This is a genomic window from Methylobacterium radiodurans, from assembly GCF_003173735.1.
GTDB classification, from domain to species: Bacteria; Pseudomonadota; Alphaproteobacteria; order Rhizobiales; family Beijerinckiaceae; genus Methylobacterium; species Methylobacterium radiodurans.
On sequence record NZ_CP029551.1, the window covers coordinates 3917587 to 3931865 of the forward strand.

The 14279-nt window shown below is 72.9% G+C and carries 18 protein-coding genes; 11 read left to right on the forward strand and 7 right to left on the reverse strand.

Going from position 1 to position 14279, the window contains the following annotated elements; genetic code table 11:
* Positions 1-112 precede the first annotated feature (112 nt).
* From DK427_RS26750 to fliP, 3 genes are all read left to right on the forward strand, one after another.
* Positions 113-598, forward strand: a complete 486-nt coding sequence (locus DK427_RS26750) for a hypothetical protein (protein WP_204165184.1) — start codon at positions 113-115, stop codon at positions 596-598.
* Between the two features lie 68 nt (positions 599-666).
* Entirely contained in the window at positions 667-1719 is a 1053-nt protein-coding gene (locus DK427_RS18335; protein ID WP_245930626.1) for a lysylphosphatidylglycerol synthase domain-containing protein, read from the forward strand.
* A complete protein-coding gene (gene fliP, locus DK427_RS18340) occupies positions 1719-2477 on the forward strand; it encodes a flagellar type III secretion system pore protein FliP (RefSeq protein WP_425452602.1) in 759 nt (252 codons plus the stop codon). The genes DK427_RS18335 and fliP overlap by 1 nt, the downstream gene beginning before the upstream one ends.
* A 205-nt stretch (positions 2478-2682) precedes the next feature.
* On the opposite strand, the gene DK427_RS18345 is transcribed toward fliP, so the two are convergent.
* From DK427_RS18345 to DK427_RS18355, 3 genes are read right to left on the reverse strand one after another with little or no spacing between them, the layout of a single operon-like run.
* Entirely contained in the window at positions 2683-3834 is a 1152-nt protein-coding gene (locus tag DK427_RS18345) for a beta-ketoacyl-ACP synthase (RefSeq protein ID WP_109952518.1), read from the reverse strand.
* Complete coding sequence (locus DK427_RS18350; protein ID WP_109952519.1) at positions 3831-4310, reverse strand: 3-hydroxyacyl-ACP dehydratase FabZ family protein; 480 nt, start codon at positions 4308-4310, stop codon at positions 3831-3833. Before DK427_RS18350 ends, DK427_RS18345 begins: the two co-directional genes overlap by 4 nt.
* A gap of 35 nt (positions 4311-4345) precedes the next feature.
* Positions 4346-4654 carry an acyl carrier protein gene (locus DK427_RS18355; protein ID WP_066918869.1) on the reverse strand — a complete coding sequence of 103 codons (309 nt, stop codon included), beginning with the start codon at positions 4652-4654 and terminating at the stop codon, positions 4346-4348.
* Positions 4655-4941: 287 nt separating this feature from the next.
* On the opposite strand from DK427_RS18355, the gene DK427_RS18360 reads away from it, so the two are divergent.
* Positions 4942-6078 carry an AI-2E family transporter gene (locus tag DK427_RS18360; RefSeq protein ID WP_109952520.1) on the forward strand — a complete coding sequence of 379 codons (1137 nt, stop codon included), beginning with the start codon at positions 4942-4944 and terminating at the stop codon, positions 6076-6078.
* 28 nt (positions 6079-6106) lie between these two features.
* Here DK427_RS18360 and DK427_RS18365 read toward each other — a convergent pair whose 3' ends face one another.
* A complete protein-coding gene (locus DK427_RS18365; protein WP_109952521.1) occupies positions 6107-6751 on the reverse strand; it encodes a L,D-transpeptidase in 645 nt (214 codons plus the stop codon).
* Positions 6752-6932: 181 nt separating this feature from the next.
* On the opposite strand from DK427_RS18365, the gene DK427_RS18370 reads away from it, so the two are divergent.
* On the forward strand, positions 6933-7403 hold the full coding sequence (locus DK427_RS18370; RefSeq protein ID WP_109952522.1) for a VOC family protein: 471 nt from the start codon (positions 6933-6935) through the stop codon (positions 7401-7403).
* 13 nt (positions 7404-7416) lie between these two features.
* On the opposite strand, the gene DK427_RS18375 is transcribed toward DK427_RS18370, so the two are convergent.
* Positions 7417-8745: a flagellar biosynthetic protein FliO gene (locus DK427_RS18375; RefSeq protein WP_204165185.1), complete on the reverse strand. Its 1329-nt coding sequence runs from the start codon at positions 8743-8745 to the stop codon at positions 7417-7419.
* 221 nt (positions 8746-8966) lie between these two features.
* Here DK427_RS18375 and flgB point away from each other — a divergent pair, with 221 nt between their 5' ends.
* The 6 genes from flgB to flhB all read left to right on the forward strand — a co-directional run bounded on the left by flgB (position 8967) and on the right by flhB (position 12445).
* Entirely contained in the window at positions 8967-9368 is a 402-nt protein-coding gene (gene flgB / locus DK427_RS18380) for a flagellar basal body rod protein FlgB (RefSeq protein ID WP_109952523.1), read from the forward strand.
* 31 nt (positions 9369-9399) lie between these two features.
* Complete coding sequence (flgC, locus tag DK427_RS18385; RefSeq protein ID WP_109952524.1) at positions 9400-9807, forward strand: flagellar basal body rod protein FlgC; 408 nt, start codon at positions 9400-9402, stop codon at positions 9805-9807.
* 7 nt (positions 9808-9814) lie between these two features.
* Positions 9815-10129 (forward strand): flagellar hook-basal body complex protein FliE, encoded by a 315-nt coding sequence (fliE, locus tag DK427_RS18390; RefSeq protein ID WP_109952525.1) that lies wholly within the window; start codon positions 9815-9817, stop codon positions 10127-10129.
* Positions 10130-10180: 51 nt separating this feature from the next.
* Positions 10181-10447 carry a flagellar biosynthesis protein FliQ gene (fliQ, locus tag DK427_RS18395; protein ID WP_109952526.1) on the forward strand — a complete coding sequence of 89 codons (267 nt, stop codon included), beginning with the start codon at positions 10181-10183 and terminating at the stop codon, positions 10445-10447.
* A gap of 126 nt (positions 10448-10573) precedes the next feature.
* A complete protein-coding gene (gene fliR, locus DK427_RS18400; protein WP_109952527.1) occupies positions 10574-11335 on the forward strand; it encodes a flagellar biosynthetic protein FliR in 762 nt (253 codons plus the stop codon).
* Positions 11336-11377: 42 nt separating this feature from the next.
* On the forward strand, positions 11378-12445 hold the full coding sequence (flhB, locus tag DK427_RS18405; protein ID WP_109952528.1) for a flagellar biosynthesis protein FlhB: 1068 nt from the start codon (positions 11378-11380) through the stop codon (positions 12443-12445).
* A 90-nt stretch (positions 12446-12535) separates the two neighbouring features.
* Here flhB and DK427_RS18410 read toward each other — a convergent pair whose 3' ends face one another.
* Entirely contained in the window at positions 12536-13330 is a 795-nt protein-coding gene (locus DK427_RS18410) for a formylmethanofuran dehydrogenase subunit C (protein ID WP_109952529.1), read from the reverse strand.
* Between the two features lies 1 nt (position 13331).
* Complete coding sequence (fhcD, locus tag DK427_RS18415; protein WP_109954258.1) at positions 13332-14264, reverse strand: formylmethanofuran--tetrahydromethanopterin N-formyltransferase; 933 nt, start codon at positions 14262-14264, stop codon at positions 13332-13334.
* Between the last annotated feature and the right edge of the window lie 15 nt (positions 14265-14279).

A 14279-nucleotide genomic window follows, 5' to 3' on the forward strand; every position in this document is an offset into this window, starting at 1 on the left:
CGCCGCGATCGTCCGTACCGGGAAGTCCTGCGCTTTTCGGCCCTTTTTATGGCGTACGGCCTGCCCGGGCTGACCAGGCCGGCGGCGTGGGCGGGGAGCGGCGACGTGACCGTTGCGCCGTCCCGGCCCCGCGCAGTACCCCGGCGCGATGCGCGAGTCCCCTTCACCCGAGACCCTTCCCGCAAAGACCCCTGCCTCGAAGGCCCCTGCCCCCGAGGTCCGGACCGCCAAGGCGAAGTTCGCCGAGGTGGTGCTGGTCTGCCGCAAATGCGCCCGGCGCCAGGGCCTCGGCAAGGGAGAGGCGCGGGCGCTCGCCAAGGCCGGCTACAAGGCCGCCGGCCGCAGGGCCGGTGCCCGGGCCGGCGGGAAGACGGGCGCCAAGCCCCGGATCGTCGAGAGCGGCTGCCTCGGGCCCTGCCCCAAGCGGATGCTGGCGGTCGCGACCGGCGCCAGCGTCGCGGCCGGGCGGGTCCTGCTCGTCGATCCGCGGGATCCGACCGCCGCCTTTCCGGCGTTCGGCCCTGATTTCGGCCCCAATGCGAAGCTAGGCGCCCGCCCGGGGGACATGTCCGCGACGGATCGTGGCGCCCCCGCGTGAGCGAGCGCCGCCGTGACATCCTCCCCGAGCTTGCCGGGCCGCCCTGAGCGGTCGCGCCGGAACCTGCCGTGACCGCCGCCGCCCGAGGCGGGCTCGGCCGGACCCTGCTGCGCCGCCTGCCGCTGATCGGCACCCTGGCGGGGCTGGGGCTCGCCGCCTGGCTGGTGGCGACGAACGACCTCGCGGCGATCGGGGCCGCCTTCGGGCGCATCGGGGTCTTCGGGCTCGTCGGCATCGTGCTGGTGCGGGCGCTGATCGTGTTCCTGTGCGGGCTCGCCTGGGCGCGCATCCTCGACGGGCTCGCGCCGCTCGGTCCCGGTCCCTTCGTGGTGCTGCGCTACGTGCGCGAGGGCATCAACGTCCTGCTGCCGGTGGCCTCGATCGGCGGCGACGTGCTGGGCGGGCGGCTCCTCACCTTCTGGGGCGTGGCCGGTGCGCTCGCCGCCGCCTCGATCCTCGCCGACATGCTGATCCAGGTCGGCACCCAGGCGCTCTTCGCCGGCATCGGCGCCGCGCTCCTCTCCCGCATGGAGGGCGAGGCCGCGGCCGACCTCGCCCGCTGGATGCTGCGGGCGCTCGCCGTCGCGGCGCTCGTGCTCGCCGCTTTCTTCGCCGTCCAGCGCACGGGCGCGGCCCGCTTCATCGAGGAGAAGATCGGCGCCCTCTCCCGCCGCTTCGTGCGCGAGGCCGAGCCGCAGCGCCCCGGACAGGGCAGCGTCCAGGCCGCCCTCGACGCGGTCTGGCACGGCGGGCGCCGGGGCCGGCTCGCCGAATCGGTCGCGCTGCATCTCGCGGCCTGGACCCTGGGCGCGGCCGAGATCTGGATCGCGCTCGCCTGCATCGGCGTCGAGGCGAGCCTCGCCGAGGTCGTGGTGATCGAGGCCCTGAGCCAGGCGATCAAGTCGGCGGCCTTCCCGGTGCCGAGCGGCCTCGGGGTGCAGGAGGGCGGCTTCGTGGTGGTCTGCGCCCTGTTCGGCATCGACGCGCACACGGCGATCGCGCTCTCGCTCGCCAAGCGGGTGCCGGACGTGGTGCTGGGCCTGCCCGCGCTCCTGGCCTGGCAGAACATCGAGGCGCGCCGCGCGAGCGTGCGGCCGCCGGGGGCGGACGGCCGGGGATGATGCGGATGTTGCGCAAGCGGTGGAGCGCGGAATCGCGCGCGGCCGGCCTGATCCTCGCCGGTCTCGCCCTCCTCTGGGCCGCGCCCGCCGCCGCGCAGAGCGTGACGGTGGATCTCGGCGCGGGCGGCGTCACCGAGCGGGCGCTGCAGCTCGTCGCGCTGATCACGGTGCTGGCGCTGGCGCCGTCCGTGCTGGTGATGGCCACCGCCTTCACGCGGATCGTGGTGGTGCTCTCGCTGCTGCGCTCGGCGCTCGGCACCCAGACCGCGCCGCCGACCGCGGTGATCATCAGCCTCGCGCTCTTCCTCACCGCCTTCGTGATGGCGCCGACCGGCCGCGAGGCCTACCGCGCCGGCATCGAGCCACTGATCGCCGGCCAGATCACGCAAGGACAGGCCTTCGAGCGGGCGTCCGCCCCGTTCAAGACCTTCATGCTGAAGAACGTGCGCGAGAAGGACCTGAAGCTCTTCCTCGACATGGCCAAGGCCCCCGTCCCCGCCGGGCCGGAGCAGGTGGGGCTGGAGATCGTCACCCCCGCCTTCATGATCTCGGAGCTGCGCCGGGCCTTCGAGATCGGCTTCCTGCTGTTCATCCCCTTCCTGATCATCGACCTCGTGGTGGCCTCGGTGCTCATGGCGGTGGGCATGATGATGGTGCCGCCGGCGAGCGTGGCGCTGCCGTTCAAGCTGATCTTCTTCGTGCTGGTCGACGGCTGGGGGCTGGTGGCCGGATCGCTGGTTCAGAGCTACGGGGGATAGGGCGCGGGGCGGCGCTGCCGACCCCACGGATCCTCTTCCGCGCGGTGACCAAGTTCACGCGACCCTACGTCCTCGCGCTCTTCCTCCCCCGCAGAGGGGGAGGGAAGCCGCAAGGCTGTCTGCCAGAGACGTGTGAAGCCGGCCGCTCGGCGAGGCGTGGAGGCTCGCAGGGTCGGAGGTCGAGTCTGGAACCGCCGGGCGCGGTCTACGCCGCCAGCACCCGCAGCACGCCCTCGCCGCGGCGGTGGCCGACCGCCGTGATGGCGACCTCCCGCAGCCCGCGCTCCGCCACCAGGGCGGTGGCCAGCGCCGCGCCGAAGGGCGCCGCGACCTCGAGTCCATGGCCGATGAGGTCGCCGAGCGCGTGGACCGGGATATCCGGCGCGAGGCGGGCGAGCGCCTCCGCCTCCTCGGCTGTCACCGGGGCGACGCCGGTGGCGCCCGAGACCACCGCCTCCGGGCCCGCGAACCCGGCCGCAGACCAGAGGCCGGCGAGGCTCGTTCCCGCCCGGCCCGGCTCGCGCCGGGTCAGGTCGCTCGCCACCGGCGCGAGCCGGGCGAGAGCCCGCGCGCCGCGGGCCGAAGCGCTCTCGGCGGATTCGAGCAGCAGGAAGGCCGCGCAACTGCCCAGCACGAAGCCCGGTGCGTCCGCGCGATCGAAGACCGGCGCGTAGGCGCCGCGGCGCAGGTAGCCGCCCATCTCGTGGATCACCAGCACGTCGGGCCGCTCGGCGTTGTAGGAGCCGCCGACCAGCACCGCGTCGATCTGGCCGGAGGCCACCCGCGCGGCGCCGATCCGCAGCGCGTCGACGCCCGCGGATTCCTCGCCCATGAAGGTGCGCGACGCCCCCGTGACCCCGTGCACGATGGCGATGTTGCCGGCGAGCAGGTTCGAGAGCTGGGCCAGGAACAGGGTCGGGCGCAGGTCGTTCTGCAGCCGCTCGTTGAGGTAGGCGCCCGGGTCGGCCGCGTCGCGCAGGCCGGTGAGGATCGCCCCGTCGACCGCGTAGTCGCGCTCGCCGCCGCCCGCCGCGACCACGAGGTGCAGGCCCTGCTTGAAGGCGGCGTCGTCCCGCACGCCCGCCGCGTCGAGGGCGAGGCCCGCCGCGTAGACGCCGAGGCGCTGCCACGCCTCCATCTGGCGCTGGTCGGATTTCTTCGGGATCTGCCCGTCCCAGGCGATGGCGGGCGCCGGGTGGACCGCGTAGGGCGCGAAGCGCTCCGTGTCGGTGGCGGGCGCGGTGCCGGATTCGAGCGCGGCGAGATGGGCGGCCACGCCCTCGCCCCGGCAGGACACCAGGCCGAGGCCGGTGACGACGACGTCGCGGGTCTGCTGGCAGGTCTTCTGGCGGGTCATGCGCTGGCTTCGCTCGATCCGGTCGCCTCGGTCAGGCCGATCTCGCGTGCCCGTGCGCGCATCAGCCCGTCGAGCTCCGCGGGAAACGGCATGGTGCGGAAGCGCAGCTCCGCGTCGGCGAGCGCCTTGTCCCCGTGCCGGATCGCGGCCTTCGTCACCGCGTAGCCCGAGCCGTCGTGGACGAGGCTCGCCGTGACGGTCAGCTCCGCGCCCGGCCCCACGAAGGAGCGGAAGCGCGCCTTGTCGACCGCCATCAGGAACGGCATCAGCGCGAAGTCGAGATGGGCCAGCACGAGATATCCCGAGGCCTGCGCCATGGTCTCGGTGAGGAGCACGCCCGGCACCAGGGGGTAGCCCGGGAAGTGCCCCTCGAAGACGGGGCTCGCCTCCGGCACCCGCGCCAGCGCCTCGATCCGCCCCGCCGCCCGGTCGAGTAGCCGTACGGAATCGATCATCTCGAAATATTCGAGGCGCATGGCGGTCTATTCGCTGCGAGTCGGGCCTTGCCGGGTCAGGCCTTGGCGGCCTTCTCGGCCACCAGGGCGTCGATGCGGGCGCAGAGGTTCTTCAGCACGAAGTATTCCTCGGCCGGGACCTTGCCCTCGTTGACCTCCTGGGTCCAGCGCTCCAGCGGCAGCTTGATCCCGAAGGCCTTGTCGACCGCGAAGGCGATGTCGAGGAAGGCGAGGCTGTCGATGCCGAGATCGTCGATGGCGTGGCTCTCGGGCGTGATCTTCTCGCGCGGGATGTCTGCGGTCTCGGCGATGATGTCGGCCACGCGCTCGAAGGTGGCCGTGCTGCCGTTCTGGGGCTCAGACATGCGTTCTCGCCGGTTCCGTCAGGTGTTCTGCAGCGCGCGGCCTCGCGGGATCGGTGGGCGACGCCGCCCCCGCGCTCGTCCCCGCCTGCCAAGCCAACGCGTCGCGGGGCCGCGCCCGGGCCCCTTCGGATGGGCGCGACCTCTACACGAGGGGTTCCGGAGGGGCAACCGTGTCGGTTTCGTGAAGACTCCGCAGGATCTTTCGAGGCTCTTCCGGCCGCGCGAGCCATGCCGGGACCGGTGTCCCGTCCTAGATCCCGAGCGCGTAGCGTGCGGAGGGATGTGCGATGGATTCGAAGCTGGTCGCCCGGCCCGGGCCGGGGTCCGTCGCGCGCGATCCGGGTGACGATCCCGGTGCCGCCGCGCCGACGCGCAGCCCCCGCGCCCAGGGGATCGCCCGCACCGCCCTCGTCCTGGTACTCGCCGGCCTCGGCCTCTGGATCCTGCACGGTTTCCTGCCGGCGCTCGCCTGGGCGGTCGTTCTGGTGATCGCGCTCGGCCCCCTCTACGACCGCGCCGAGCGCCGCCTGCCCCGCGACCGGCACAACCTCTTGCTGCCGGGCCTCGCCACGCTCCTCGTCGCCTTGGTCATCCTCGGGCCGCTGGTGATCCTCGGCATCGAGGCGGCGCGCGAGGCTCACGACGTGCTGGATTTCGTCCGCTCCGCCGAGCGGACGGGCATCCCGGCGCCCGAGTTCCTGAACCACCTGCCCTTCGGCGCCGCCCAGGCCTCGGCCTGGTGGGGCCGGACCTTCGGGCATCCGGAAGCGGCCTCCGACCTGCTGCACCGCCTCGACAACGGCCGGGTGCTCGGCGTCTCGCGCAATCTGGGGCGCGAGGTGGTGCACCGCGCGGTGCTGTTCGGCTTCAGCCTGCTCGCCCTGTTCTTCCTGTTCCGGGACCGCGACGCGGTGCGCGACCAGGCGCTCGCCGCCTGCAACCGCCTGTTCGGCCCGCACGGCGAGCGGGTCGCCCGGCAGATGGTGGCCTCGGTGCACGGCACGGTGGACGGGCTCGTGCTGGTGGGCCTCGGCGAGGGCGTGCTGCTCGGACTCGTCTATCACTTCGCGGGCGTGCCGCACCCGGTGCTGCTCGGCGCGCTGACGGCGATCGCCGCGATGATCCCGTTCGGGGCGCCCGTCGCCTTCGGGCTGGCGGCCGTGCTGCTGCTCGCCCAGGGCCAGACCGTGCCGGCCCTCGTCGTGGTCGCCTCGGGCTTCGTCGTCACCTTCGTGGCCGACCACTTCGTGCGCCCGGTCCTCATCGGCGGCACCACGCAGCTGCCCTTCCTCTGGGTGCTCCTCGGGATCCTGGGCGGCGTCGAGACCTTCGGCCTGCTCGGCCTGTTCCTCGGGCCGGCCGTGATGGCGGCCCTGGTGCTGCTGTGGCGGGACTTCACCGGCGGTGCTGAGCGGGCGGGCTGAGAGCCGCCCGCCCCTCGCGCCCGGACCCTCACACCCGATACTTGCCGTTGCGCTTGACCAGCACCCGCGTGCCCACCGGCACCCGCTCGTAGAGGTCGGCGATGTCCTCGTTGAGCATGCGCACGCAGCCCGAGGACATCTGCTCGCCGATGCTCCAGGGCTCGTTGGTGCCGTGCAGGCGGAACAGCGTGTCGCGGTTGCCCTGGTAGAGGTAGAGCGCGCGCGCGCCCAGCGGGTTGTCCACGCCGCCCTTGAGCGTGCGCGGCAGGTCGGGGTTGAGCGAGACCATCGTGGTGGTCGGGCTCCAGTCGGGCCAGACGCCCTTGCGGCCGACGCGGGCCTCGCCCTTCCACGAGAAGCCGAGCTTGCCCACGCCGATGCCGTACCGGATCGCCGTGCCCTCGGCCTGGACCAGGGTGAGCTGACGGTTGTCGATGTCGACCACGATGGTGCCGGGCGCCTCGAGACCGGTGTAGCGCACCACCTGGCGGCGGTATTTCGGGTCGAGCCGGTCGGTATCGACCAGCGGGATGTCGTGCGGCTTGTCGGGCTTGGTACCGACGTACCACGCGGCTTCCTCGTCGGTCGCGGCGAGCTGCGCGGGGCCGCGGCTCTGGCAGGCGGCGAGCGGCGCGACCGCGAGGGCGGCCAGCAGGGTCCGGCGGGCGAGCATGGGTTTCACCTTGCGAGCTTCGTCGTGGACGACCTGCCTAGCCCCTCAGGCCGGCCCGGGATGTAGCTTTTGCGCCGCACGCGGACGTGAAGCGCCCGCCGAGACGAGCGCCTCCCGGGGCCGAGGACTGATCCCGCAGAACGCCCTATCTCGTCCGCGAGACCTGTGCCGGAGTCCACCGATGCCCACGACCGAGACCCTTCCGGAGGGCATTTTGCCCCAGACCGAGGGCGAGCCGGCTTCCGCTGGCCCCGAGATCCCGACCCGGCCGGCGATTCATCTCGACCATTGCGTGATCCACGTCACGGACTGGGCACGCGCCACCGCCTTCTACCGCGACGTCATGGGGGCCGAGGTGATCGAGCGGGGGGCCGGCTTCGCCTACCGCTTCGGCGGGGTGCAGCTGAACTGCCACGGGCCGGGCGTGGTGGCCGAGCCACTCGCCGAGAAGCCGGTCCTGCCCGGCAACAGCGACCTCTGCTTCCGCTGGCCGGGCACGCTGGAGGAGGCGATGGCCCATCTCCACCGCCACGGCGTGGTCGTCGAGCGCGGTCCCGTCGAGCGCAGCGGCGCCGCTGGGCCCGGCATCAGCGTCTACTTCCGGGATCCGGACGGGTCGCTGATGGAGTTCATCACCTACCCGCCGGCCTGAGGCCCCAGGCCGGCTACCGCTTGTCCAGCGGGCGGCCCAGCAGGCGGGCGAACTCGGCCTCGATCTCCTCGACCGAGAACGGGTTCGGCGCGGACGCGGGCTTGGTGGCCGGCTTCGCGGTCGGCTCGGCCGCGGGCGCCGCGGCAGGAGCCGCGGAGGCGGGCGGCGTCGGCGCGGGCGGGGTGGGCGTCGGCACGGCGGGGTGCGGAACGGGCGCCGCCATCGCGGCGGCCATCGGATCGACCGCCGGACCGGGCCGCGGGCCTTGCGGCTCCGGGACCTGCGATTGCGGGGCCTGGGGCTGCGGGACCTGGGATTGGGAGACCTGGGGCTGCGGGACCTGAGCCTGCTGAGCCGCCGGTTGCGGCGCGGGGCCCGCGGGCGGCGGCGTCACGGCGGAGGATGGCCGGCTCAGCGCTTCCTGAAGTTGGCGCGCCATGTCGGAGAGGATCACCGGATCGACGGAGCGGCGCGGCGGTCCCGACGGGGCGGCCGGGGGCTCGGCCGGAGCCTCGGAGGCGGGTGCCGGGGCGGCTGCCGGCGAACTGGCCGGCGGACTGGCCAGGGGCGGCGCGGTCCGGCGCAGGAGGCGCCGGGCGGGCCCCTCCTTGGTCGCCTCTTTCGGGGCCTCCCTGGCAGGCGCTTCGACCGGCCCGCTCCCGGCGGGCGCCTCCGCCGCGACCGGCCGCTCCTGTGCCGCGTCGCGGGCCGGGACCTGCGGGGTCGGCGCCGTCACTTCAGGCCGGGCCGGCGGCATCGGGGCGGTCTCGCCGCCGGCATCGGGCCCGAGGGCGGCGGCGTCGAGCGGGTGGGTCACCGGCGGGGCGGCGTTCGAGCGCGGCACGGCCGGCGGCACCACCACCGGCATCTCGAAGCGCGGCTCGAAGGCGGGCTCGGGCCGGCGCGCGGTCAGGCCGGCAAGTGGGCCCGGGAGCGGTCCAGGCGGCTCGAGAGCGTCCTCGGACGGTTCAGGCAGGGCGTCGGGCTCGGGCAGGGTCTCGGGCAGCGGCTCGGGCCGCAGGGACGGCTCGCCGAACGCGCGCCCGCGCTGGATGTTGCGCTCGATCACCACGTCGTTCGGCCCGCCCACGAGGAGCAGGTGTTCCACGTTGTCCCGCCGCAGCAGGATGAGCTGGCGCTGCCGGTCGAGCTCGTACACGTCGACGATGCCGAGCCGCGGCTGGCGCCCGCGCTGGTTGCTCCGGCCCGGCGCGGCGAGCCCGCCCCCGGTGAGTCGGCGCAGCACCAGCACGATCACCGCCAGGACCGCGAAGATCACGGCGAAGATGCTGACGTACTGGATGATCGGGGAGCCCTCGGAGCCGAACACGGACTGCAACAAGGCTTCGCACTCTCGTTCTGGGCCCGCGCGGCCTCAACGCAACATCGCTGCGCAGTTTAGCATGTGGACGGGTGCGGCGTGCAATCGCACTTAAACTTTCGTTAACAGCTTCCCCCGCCGGGCCGGCGGGGCAGGCTGGACGGCTTAACCGACCGTTAACCATGGACCCGGCAGATTCTGCCGGTCGGAAGTTTCGTCCGACCCCGCTGGAGGCGAGGCCCGTGGCCGTCACCGACCTGCCGCTGCTCGCCATGCTGCGCTCCCGGATGCAGTGGCAGCAGGCGCGCCAGACCCTCATCGCCGAGAACGTCGCCAACGCCGACATGCCGGGATTCCGCCCGCGCGACCTCACGGCGCTCCGCTTCGACCCGGCGACCGGCAAGCCCGCGGCCTCCGGTACCCTCGCACTGACGCAGGCGGGCCACATGGCGCCCGCCGGGGCCGCCGGCCCGGGCGCCGACCCGCGCAAGACCAAGAGCTTCGAGGTCCGCCCGAGCGGCAACGCGGTGAACCTGGAGGAGGAGATGATGAAGGCCGGCGACAACCAGTCGGACTATCAGCTCGCCGCCTCGATGTACCAGAAGAGCCTCGACACCCTGAAGATCGCCATCGGCAAGCGCTGAGGCCCCGGACAATCCCTGAGGAGCCGCCGCCGTGGATTTCTCGAAATCGCTCACCATCGCCGCCTCGGGCCTCAAGGCCCAGTCCGGCCGCATGCGCATCATCGCGGAGAACATCGCCAACGCGGATTCGGCGCCCCAGAGCCCGACCGCCGAGCCCTACCGGCGCAAGATCCCGACCTTCACGAGCCATCTCGACCGCGACACCGGCGCGAGCCTCGTCGAGACCGGCCGGGTCCGCCGCGACCAGACCGCCTTCCGCACCAAGTACGATCCCGGCAACCCGGCCGCCGACGAGAAGGGAGCTGTGCGCATGCCCAACGTCAACGCGCTGATCGAGAACATGGACATGCGCGAGGCCCAGCGCTCCTACGAGGCCAACCTCAACATGGTCACGGCGACCCGCCGGATGATCTCCCGAACCCTCGAGATCCTGAAGTAGGCGGGCCATGGCGAGCAGCAACTTCGCGGCCGGCGCCTACGCGGCGGTCCAGGGCATCGGCACCGGCCGCCCGGCACCGAAGATCGGGCCCGTCTCGGGCACCGGCACCGACTTCACCCAGCTCCTCGGCCAGGCCATCGATTCGGTGGGCGCCGCCGGCCAACGGGCCGACGCGCAGGCGATGTCGGTGGCCGCCGGCAAGGCCAACGTCGTCGACGTCGTCACCGCGGTCGCCGAGAGCGAGACCGCCCTGCAGACCATGGTCGCGGTGCGCGACCGCATGATCTCCGCCTACGAGGAAATCATGCGCATGCAGATCTGAGTCCTTTCGGACCTTCCGCGCCCGTCCCGTCGCCGCATCCCCTCCGAATCCATGACCGGCCTCGCCATCCTCGACGTCGCCCGCGACGGCATCTTCGTCTTCCTGAAGATGGCCGGGCCCCTGATGCTGGTGGCGCTCGTCGTCGGCCTTTTGGTCTCGCTCGTCCAGGCGCTCACTCAGATCCAGGAGCAGACCCTGATCTACGTGCCCAAGATCGTGGCGGTCTTCGCGGTGCTCCTCCTGATGCTGCCCTTCATGGGCGACGCCATGGCCGGCTACATGACCCGCATCGCCGCCCGCATCGCGGCCGGCGGATGATGGCCTCCGCTGCCGGCTCCGGGACCCGATGGGTTCGTCCCCGCGGGTCCCGCCCGCGCGACGGCGCGGCGGGCGTCCACCGGACCTCCGGGGTCGCAACCCCGGAGACCTGCTATAGAACCACGCATGAACCTGCTCCTGCCCGGGATCGCGGCGGCTTACCTCCTCACGTTCGCGCGCGTCGGCACGCTGATCATGCTGATGCCGGGGATCGGCGAGAACACCATCTCCCCGCGCCTGAGGCTCGCCTTCGCGCTGCTGGTCGCGCTGGTGCTGTTCCCGACCGTGCGCCCGCTGCTCGGGACCCCCGAGACGCTCGCCGGGCCGCGGCTGATCGCGCTGCTGTTCGGCGAGACGCTGATCGGACTCGTGCTCGGGCTCACGATCCGCATGCTGGTCGCCGCGCTCCAGACCGCGGGTCTGATCGTCTCGCAGCAGCTCGGCCTGTCCTACGCCATGACGGTCGATCCGACGATGGGCGGGCAGCAGGCGACCTTCGGCAACTTCCTGACGCTGCTCGGCATCACCCTGATCCTGGCCGCCGACCTGCACCACATCGCCCTGGAGGGGATCGGGCGCAGCTACGCGCTGCTGCCGCCGGACGGGGTGCCGGGCTTCGGCGACGCGGTGCAGCTGGCCCTGAAGGCGATCGCCCGCGGCTTCGCGCTGGCGGTGCAGATCGCGGCGCCCTTCATTGCCTTCGGCATCCTGTTCAACCTCGGGCTCGGCGTGCTCTCCCGGATGATGCCGCAGCTCCAGGTCTTCTTCGTCGCGGTGCCGGCCTCGATCCTGATCGGCATGGCGATCTTCGTGGGCTGCCTCGGCGTGATGATGGGCGTCTTCCTGGACGATATCGGGCGCTTCCTCGCCCAGCTCTCCGGGCGCTAGACGCCGTCCGGGCGCTGGGCGCCCTGTCTGCCCGAGGCCGCGATGTCTGACGACGCGGAGCAGGAGGACAAGACCGAGGAGCCGTCGCAACGGCGGCTCGACCAAGCGATCGAGCGCGGTCAGGTCGCCAACAGCGTCGAGATCAACACCTTCGCGGCGCTCGGCGCCTTCACGCTGGCGCTGGTGATCGCGGGCCCCGACATCGCCCGCACCCTGACGATCGAGATGCGCGCCTTCCTGATGAACGCGCACGCCCTGCCGGACGACGCCCACACCATGCAGGGTGTGGTCTCGCGCGTCCTGCTGCTCTGGCTCCAGGCGCTCGCGGTGCCGGCGGGGCTCGCGGTGGCGGCCGGGCTTGCCGCCGGCCTCTTGCAGCACCCGCTCGTCTTCACAACCGATGCCCTGATGCCGAAATTCGACCGGATCTCGCCGATGGCCGGGGTCAAGCGGATCTTCGGCGTCGAGGCGATGGTGCAGTTCGGCAAGGGCCTCGCCAAGATCGGGGTCGTCGGCGTGGTCGTCGGCACCCTGCTGTGGAACGACCGTGACCGGCTGGAGGCCTTCGTGCGCCTCGACGTCGCCGCCTGCCTCGCGGCGGTGTTCTCGATCAGCCTGAAGCTTCTCGGCGGCGTCCTCGCCGTCCACCTCCTGATCGCGCTGGCCGACGCGCTCTATCAGCGCTTCAACTGGCGCAAGGGTCTGCGCATGTCGAAGGAGGAGCAGAAGCAGGAGATGAAGGAGACGGACGGCAACCCGGAGGTGAAAGGCCGCATGCGGCAGCTGCGCGCCCAGCGCACCAAGAAGCGCATGATGGCGGCCGTCCCCTCCGCCACCGTCGTCGTGACCAACCCGACCCACTACGCCGTGGCGCTCCGCTACGAGGCCGGCATGACCGCCCCGGTCTGCGTCGCCAAGGGCGTCGATGCCCTGGCCCTGCGCATCCGCAAGGTCGCGGCCGAGCACGACGTGCCGGTTCTGGAGAACCCCCCGCTCGCCCGCGCGCTCCACGCCACGGTCGAGATCGACCAGGAGATCCCGGCCGAGCACTACCGGGCGGTGGCCGAGGTGATCGGCTTCGTGATGCGCCTGCGCCGCCGGGCGGCCTGAGGCTGTCTCCCGCACCCATCCGGGGAATCGGGGGGGGGGGAGCGCGAGGATCTCGGGCCGCCGCGTCGCGGCTACGCCGCGGCGTCGCGGCTACGCCGCGACCCAGAGCTCGCCCTTGCCGATCGTGGCGAGGTCGCCCGAGTAGCGCTTGGGCGCGCCGGCGAGCAGGTCGGCGTGGCGGGCGCTCACCGGGCGGAGCGACTTCGCGAGCAGCCGCAGGTAGACGAGATCGAGCGCGCCGGTCTCGACGAAGGTCGGCATCAGGGCGCCGTGGCTGCCCGTGACCAGGGTGCCGCGGCGCATGCCGTAGCCCGGATGGTCGCCGACCGCGCCGGCCGCGATCGTGCCGGCGATCATGCGCGCGCCGGCAAAAGCGCCGGCCCGCTCGACCACGATCAGGCCGCGCCGCATGCTGTCGCCGAGACGGTCGCCGGCCGCGCCGCGGATCACCAGGGTGGCGCCGTCGAGGCCGACCTTCGCGGCGTGGACCGCCCCGCCCGCGTGGTCGCCGGCATCGCCCTCGATCACGATGGTGCCGCCGGTGGCGCCCGAGCCCGCGAACGGCCCGGCATTGCCGGTGACGGTGAGGCTGCCGCCCGCCATGCCGGCGCCGAGGCGCTGGCCGACATCGCCCTCGACGCGGATCGCACCCGCGGACAGCGATGCGCCGACCCGGTCGAGCCGCGCGTCACCGCCCGCGATGGTCAGCGTGTCCGAGCCGTCGAGCGCGACCGTGAAGCAGTCGCCGAGCACGAGCCCGCGCCGGGTGGTGCCGACGCCGAGGCGCTCGGCATCGCCCTGGCTCAGGCCGGAGAGCGCCAGCGGGTTGATGTTGAGGAAGTCGAGGCGCTCGGGGGGCGCCTCGCGGAGGGTGAGGACGGGCATCTCAGGCCTCCTTCGCGAGCAGGTCGCGCAAGTGGTAATGGTGCCGGCCGAGATTGCCGCCGTAATTGCCGGCCGTGACCGCCACGAGGCCGTGGGCGGCCCCGACCTCGGTCGCGGCGTGGAGCGCCGCCCGCATCGAGTCGGAGACGCCCTGCGAGGTCAGCGCGTCGATGACGATCTCCAGGACCACGTTGCACTCTGGGGGCAGCAGCGAGCCGGCCCGGCCTTTGAGCGTCGGGCAGTAGGCGTCGTTGGTCGAGGCCATCATGCCCTTGGTGCGCCCGCCGACCTTGGACCCTGAGCGCACGATGCCACCCGGGAAGGGCAGGATCGCGCCGGGCACCGCGGCCGCCGCCTCAACGGCGATCTCGGCCACTTTGAGCGTGTCGGCGTGCTTGCGGCCGAGGAACAGGAGGTTGCCGCCGCCGACCGCGCCGTCGACCGCCCGCACGAAGTCCTCGCACAGGAACTCGCCGTCCATGACCGGGATGCGCCAGTAGCGGCGCATCTTCCCCGTCTCGTCGGGCATCCGCTTGGCGACCGCGAAGCCGTCGCCGAAATAGCGGATCGCGCCGCCGAGCTTGATCTTGGTCGGCCCGTCGACGCCCGCGTAGGCCGCGGTGCCCGGGCAGGTCAGGATGCACTGGCCGACCCGCTTGATCAGCTGGTCCTTCAGCCCGTTCGGCTCGAAGCCGAACAGCAGGATGCGCACGCCGGGGCGCCCGTCCGGCGTCTCCTCGGGGGAGAGCTCGGCGTCGATCCCGGCCTCGGCGCCGCAGCCGATCACCGAGGTGGCGAAGCCCGTCATCACGGTGGCGGCGATCATCGCCCAGCGGGCGGTGTCGTTCGTCACGATGAGCGCGGTTCCGGCGACGTCGAAGGCCTCCGCGAAGGTGTCCTCGACCGGGATGCCGTTGAGGGTGAGGTGCGTCATCTCAGCCATGGTTCG

Excerpts from the sequence above, each read along its gene's own strand:
- fliE (WP_109952525.1), top strand. The coding sequence starts at position 9,815 with ATGGCGAGCAGCAACTTCGCGGCCGGCGCCTACGCGGCGGTCCAGGGC.
- fliP (WP_425452602.1), top strand. The coding sequence starts at position 1,719 with ATGCGGATGTTGCGCAAGCGGTGGAGCGCGGAATCGCGCGCGGCCGGC.
- DK427_RS18355 (WP_066918869.1), bottom strand. The coding sequence starts at position 4,654 with ATGTCTGAGCCCCAGAACGGCAGCACGGCCACCTTCGAGCGCGTGGCC.
- DK427_RS18345 (WP_109952518.1), bottom strand. The coding sequence starts at position 3,834 with ATGACCCGCCAGAAGACCTGCCAGCAGACCCGCGACGTCGTCGTCACC.
- DK427_RS18365 (WP_109952521.1), bottom strand. The coding sequence starts at position 6,751 with ATGCTCGCCCGCCGGACCCTGCTGGCCGCCCTCGCGGTCGCGCCGCTC.
- fhcD (WP_109954258.1), bottom strand. The coding sequence starts at position 14,264 with ATGACGCACCTCACCCTCAACGGCATCCCGGTCGAGGACACCTTCGCG.
- flhB (WP_109952528.1), top strand. The coding sequence starts at position 11,378 with ATGTCTGACGACGCGGAGCAGGAGGACAAGACCGAGGAGCCGTCGCAA.
- fliR (WP_109952527.1), top strand. The coding sequence starts at position 10,574 with ATGAACCTGCTCCTGCCCGGGATCGCGGCGGCTTACCTCCTCACGTTC.
- DK427_RS18370 (WP_109952522.1), top strand. The coding sequence starts at position 6,933 with ATGCCCACGACCGAGACCCTTCCGGAGGGCATTTTGCCCCAGACCGAG.
- DK427_RS18360 (WP_109952520.1), top strand. The coding sequence starts at position 4,942 with ATGGATTCGAAGCTGGTCGCCCGGCCCGGGCCGGGGTCCGTCGCGCGC.
- DK427_RS18350 (WP_109952519.1), bottom strand. The coding sequence starts at position 4,310 with ATGCGCCTCGAATATTTCGAGATGATCGATTCCGTACGGCTACTCGAC.
- fliQ (WP_109952526.1), top strand. The coding sequence starts at position 10,181 with ATGACCGGCCTCGCCATCCTCGACGTCGCCCGCGACGGCATCTTCGTC.
- DK427_RS18410 (WP_109952529.1), bottom strand. The coding sequence starts at position 13,330 with ATGCCCGTCCTCACCCTCCGCGAGGCGCCCCCCGAGCGCCTCGACTTC.